Below are 5162 nucleotides of genomic sequence, written 5' to 3' on the forward strand. Positions count from 1 at the left end.
TACTTTTTATCGCTAATAGTATAAGCTCCAAATCTTTCCAAGTGGGGGTTATTCATCTGAGCATCAAAAAAAACAAACTGTCGCTTTAGAGTAGTCATAAGGGGAGACTTGAGACCTTATTTCTTGATCAACCAAAATAATTACTTTCTCAGCTCCCTCGCAATGACAGTCATAGGTTGAGAGCGAGTTGAAGACTTAGTTTATAAATCAGTATCTAATAACTGAGTGCTAATTACTATAGATTACATCGACGACTTAACGCCAATTTCAAAAGTGCTTTATACTTTTTATCGCTAATAGTATAAGCTCCAAATCTTTCCAAGTGGGGGTTATTCATCTGAGCATCAAAAAAAACAAACTGTCGCTCCCTGAGTCGCTCCACCAACTTTACCATCGCCACCTTCGACCCTTCAGGAATATTGAAAAACATTGACTCCCCAATAAAACCCCCACCAATCACAATTCCTAAAATCCCCCCAGCAAGTTCATCTCCTTGCCAAGTCTCAAAACTATAAGCATACCCCGCTTGATTCAAAGCTTTGTAAATCTGCTTGAGTTCCCCAGATATCCAAGTTGTTTCTCGATCTGCACAACCTTCAACTACAGCCTCAAAATCCTGATTAACACCAACAGTAAAACGATTTTGATTAATTATACGACGTAGTGACCGTGGATAGCGAAATCTTTCATCCAAAGGAATCAAAGCTCGTTTCCTACTACCATACCACTTTAAACTATTCTCTCCATCATTCGCCATGAGGAAATAGCCCTGAGCATATCCTTGTATGATGGAGTTAATATCATATTCTATCATGGAATTACCATTAACAATTTATAATAGAAAATTTAAGATTATGCCTGAACCAATAAAACCAATTACTTTACCCACAGCAGAAAACCCCGAACAGGAAGGGGAATGGTTGCGAGCTTCCTTACACAAATGGCTCAATCAAGAGTTTATCCCGGAAAAAGTTAATGAGGACATTGCTAAAAGAGCGGCCCAAATATTTATTCGCCACCGTATGGAAGGAGAAAATGATTTAGGCTCATTGGTAATTGCTATTGTGACAGAAATGCAAGCCTTTGATTTTTCCCAGAGTTTTTATGGAGAGTTCGCGATCGCCAATGCTGTTAGTGACTTACTATTAGATAGTCTGGGAATAGAACGCTGTTGTGGACAATAAAAGATTTTAATATTCCCAGTTCTTACTTTTTTAGGGGGGGTTTTGGCATAATGGGCGCTTATTTTCCCATCTTTTATATCATGTCTTGATAATAGCGATGTGGAAAAAACTTTTTCTCTTGCTTCAACAGCAAATCTTTCTATTTTCCCTACTCCCCTACTCCCCTACTCCCCTACTATCCTACTTATCTTAATAATAAGTATTCAACTGGACATAATATTACAGGTGGACAAACTGATTTGTTTAACCCACCCCTAAATAAGAGATATAAGACTTTCAGCTAACCTGAAAGCTCAGTGTAGATAGCTATAAACTACCAACTAGACTTAACAACTCCTGGTAGAAGACCTTCGTGAGCCATTTCTCGGATAACGTTACGAGATAGTCCAAAATCCCGATAATAACCTCTTGGGCGTCCAGTTAACCAACAACGGTTTCGCACCCGAGAAGGGGCACTATTACGAGGTAATCTTTGGATTTGACGATGGATTTCTATTTTATCTTCTAAATCTTCTGCTTCTTCAAATTGCAGTTTAAGCTCTGCACGTTTAGCAGCATATTTTTCTACTAATTTTTTGCGTTTTTTCTCACGCTCGATCATGCTCTTTTTTGCCATGATTAGTTTCTTTAATTGCTCCAAATAATCGGTATCTTTAATTTTAAGGTATTAACCCAATCTCTAATAATACCATAGATTTTGTCAGGTGTGGTGAGATAGGGTGATGGGGTGATGGGGTGATGGGGTGATGGGGAGCTAGGGAGCTAGGGTGATAGAGTGAGTCCCCATCACTCCTAACCCGTCCCAGGAAGGGAATATCAAGAAAAATTTAGCAATGGCGCATCGGTTAGAACATTTTTTTATACCGAACCCGAGCGGATTTGATATTATATCAAGTTCGCTTCAATACTTAATCAAATAAATAATGACGGAGGAGTCAGGAGTTAGGAGAGGAGAAGAAAGTTTTGTATCACGCTATTCAACTAATACGGTATTATATTAAAGTCTGCTTGAACAATCTCACTTCAATTTAGTAGTTAGTAGTCAGTAGAGGATGTTAAACCCTTAAACGTTTAGTATTGCTAGAAATTTTACTACTTCCTACTCCCTACTCACTACTCCCTATTACCTCTATACCTCAAGTAGGTTTCTGCAAATCTGCGGTCGAAGGACATAAGTCAGCCAATATACATTTATCGCAGGCTGGATTTTTGGCCTTACAAACTGCCCGGCCATGATAAATTAATCGGATTGACCAATTTTCCCAATCAGGTTGAGGTAGTAACCGCATTAAATCTCGCTCTATTTTAATTGGATCGGAATGTTCTGTTAAACCCAATCTTTGACTTAACCGTTTAACATGAGTATCTACTGTTACCCCTACAATAATTCCATAGGCATGAGCTAAAACAACATTAGCTGTTTTCCTTGCTACTCCTGGTAGTTGTAACATTTGTTCCATCTGCTTTGGCACTTGGTAGTTGAACTTTTCAACAATCATTTGGCAAGTAGCCTTAATATTTTTGGCTTTATTACGATAAAATCCTGTGGAGCGCACTAGGTTTTCTAATTCTTCAAGATCTGCATTTGCTAGTGCTACAGCATCCGGGAATTTTTCAAATAAGGCAGGTGTAACTTTATTAACTCGTTCATCTGTACATTGGGCAGAAAGGATAGTTGCCACAAGTAACTGTACTGGGGTTTGATAACTCAGGGTACAGGTGGAATCTGGATAAAGACGTTTGAGACGAAGGAGTATTTCGAGCGATCGCTTTCGCTTCGCTGAAAATTTACGAGTTGTCACCATTATTGGGAAGGAAGATGGAAGAAGAAAGAGACAGAAAGGAAAGAATAAGGCGTTGCATATTTGTGGGATGAATTGTATGCTTGGACAAAAAAGAAGTATGAAGTATTAAGGATGAGATTTACCTGTTCAAAAAAGATTCATCCCTTGATTCAGCAACGCCCAGAAAGGAAAGAATAATTTATACCATAAGGAAGAAGGAAGAGGCAAGAGTAAGGAAGGAAAGTAAAATCAACCACTTTTTCCATCTATGTCTTTACTTATTTTACTCAAGAACTTAATTTTCGAAAGAAAAAAAGGACAGGACTGACGCATGAGGCACTAAAAAGTAGCATTTGAGATTGCTTTCCGTCCCGGAATGCTCCGCAAACCCTGTTGGTCGCAATGACAGAAATACCTTCTCATGCGTAAGTCCTAAAGGAAAAACGAACCTATCGTTCATGCCTACTTATACTATATCCGTTGAATAGTGCGATAGAACTCCGTTCCGCTTACGCGATGAACAAAAACTTTCTTCTCCTTTTTCCTTCTGTTTTTCTCCTGACTCCTGAGGACTAACTCCTCCTAAATATTCAACCGGACATGATACTATCTTTTACCTTTGCAGTAACGATCGCACTCCCTCCAGATTAGCAGTATCTCTAATAACTAAGAAAATTCCTAAACCTAACAATACTACTAAACCTGTCTGCATCACATTTTCCTGAATATTCATAGGTAAGGGTTTACCTCTTACTCCTTCTATGAGTAAAAATGCTAACTGACCGCCGTCTAAAGCAGGTAAAGGTAAAATATTAATCACTGCTAAGTTAATGCTAATCAATGCTGCAAATTGAAATAATTCCCCTACATTGTCTTTAGCAATTTTTGCCCCCATATCTACAATGGCCACAGGCCCGGCAAGTTGTCCTGCTGTCTGACTAAAGTTACTAATGAGTTGTCCAAAACCTTGAACTGTTAAAACTACAATCCTTTGAAATTCATTAGCACCGACACTAAAAGCTGCAAAAATATTGTCAGGGCGATTTCGCACTATGTCTCCATTGGAAATTAGTTGTACTCCAATACGACCTTTGCCATCATCTCCTAAGTCTGGTGTGACTTCAACAAATAGCTTTTGTCCGTCACGCTCAAGCTCCATATCCAAAGATTTATTCGGATTATTTTGAATTGTTTCTACTAGGGTAGTAATAGCTTCTTTGTCTGGGCCTAATTGCCGGTCGTTAACGGATAAAATAATATCATTTGCTTTAATACCTGCTTTAGTAGCGACAGAGCTAACGTCTGTAGCAACTGCTGGAACTTTTACTCCGGGAGCATAGTTAAATTCTGGTATGCCAATGATACTCACTTGAGTAACTAATAGAAAATAAGCAAATATTAGATTGGCAATTACTCCCGCACTGAGAACGATCGCTCGGTCGAGGATAGGGCGGTTGCGTAATAGGTCTGGGTCATCTTTGGGAATTGTACTATCGGGGTCATTATCGGGAAAACCCACAAAACCGCCAAATAGAAAGCTGCGGATAGCATATTCTGTTTCTGGCCCTTGATATTTCCATAATACCGGGCCAAATAAACCGATGGAAAAACGATTAACGTGGATTTTTTGGAGTCGAGCTGCTAGAAAATGGCCTAACTCGTGAACTACAATGAGTGCGCCTAAAACTGCGATCGCTAACAATACGGACATTAGTTATTCCTGTTAAGTTTCCAATTATATAAAGTTAAACCTTTATTATAGAACCTTGATGGGATCTATTAGGCATCTCCAGAAAAGAGGGAGTAGGGAGTAGAGGGAAAGAATTGATGAATAGGAGTGCCATAATTGATTTTATTTTTGATTATTGGAGATGTCTATTTATGTACTTACAGTAGTTTTGGAGTTGATAAGGTACAAAGTTTTAGGAGTTTAGGGAATAGAGATTAATATTAAACTTTACCTCACGGTTCCTCAAAAGTGCTGTAAATATAGGTAGATGATGAATATGGGGGCAAATTTTCACCTTTTTCCCCTATTCTATTTCTCGAGTTCCTGAGTTCACAGTCCTGCTCCTTTGCTAAAAACTCCTACCTTTGTCAAGATATCAAATGGGTGCATCTCATATTTGCAAAAATACTTTTTTCCTATATATTCCCTATTCCCTATTCCCTGTTGCCTGTTGCCTTTCGGAGC

General features: G+C 38.7%; 5 protein-coding genes. 1 reads left to right on the forward strand and 4 read right to left on the reverse strand.

Annotation, left to right across the window (positions count from 1 at the left end; genetic code table 11):
• Window positions 1-235: 235 nt before the first annotated feature.
• A complete protein-coding gene (gene aat, locus F6K13_RS17230; RefSeq protein ID WP_124146598.1) occupies window positions 236-814 on the reverse strand; it encodes a leucyl/phenylalanyl-tRNA--protein transferase in 579 nt (192 codons plus the stop codon).
• A gap of 40 nt (window positions 815-854) precedes the next feature.
• Between aat and F6K13_RS17235 the strand changes: the two genes are divergently transcribed.
• Window positions 855-1184 carry a hypothetical protein gene (locus F6K13_RS17235; RefSeq protein ID WP_124146599.1) on the forward strand — a complete coding sequence of 110 codons (330 nt, stop codon included), beginning with the start codon at window positions 855-857 and terminating at the stop codon, window positions 1182-1184.
• Window positions 1185-1497: 313 nt separating this feature from the next.
• Here the strand turns inward: F6K13_RS17235 and rpsN are convergent, their stop codons facing one another.
• From rpsN to rseP, 3 genes are all read right to left on the reverse strand, one after another.
• Window positions 1498-1800 (reverse strand): 30S ribosomal protein S14, encoded by a 303-nt coding sequence (gene rpsN, locus F6K13_RS17240; RefSeq protein ID WP_124146600.1) that lies wholly within the window; start codon window positions 1798-1800, stop codon window positions 1498-1500.
• A gap of 520 nt (window positions 1801-2320) precedes the next feature.
• Window positions 2321-2989 (reverse strand): endonuclease III, encoded by a 669-nt coding sequence (gene nth / locus F6K13_RS17245; RefSeq protein WP_124146601.1) that lies wholly within the window; start codon window positions 2987-2989, stop codon window positions 2321-2323.
• 592 nt (window positions 2990-3581) lie between these two features.
• The gene (gene rseP, locus F6K13_RS17250) at window positions 3582-4679 is read right to left on the reverse strand and encodes an RIP metalloprotease RseP (protein WP_124146602.1); all 1098 of its coding nucleotides are present in this window, start codon (window positions 4677-4679) and stop codon (window positions 3582-3584) included.
• Window positions 4680-5162: the final 483 nt, after the last annotated feature.

This window comes from Okeania sp. SIO2B9, from assembly GCF_010672505.1.
In the GTDB taxonomy this organism is placed as follows: Bacteria; Cyanobacteriota; Cyanobacteriia; order Cyanobacteriales; family Microcoleaceae; genus Okeania; species Okeania hirsuta.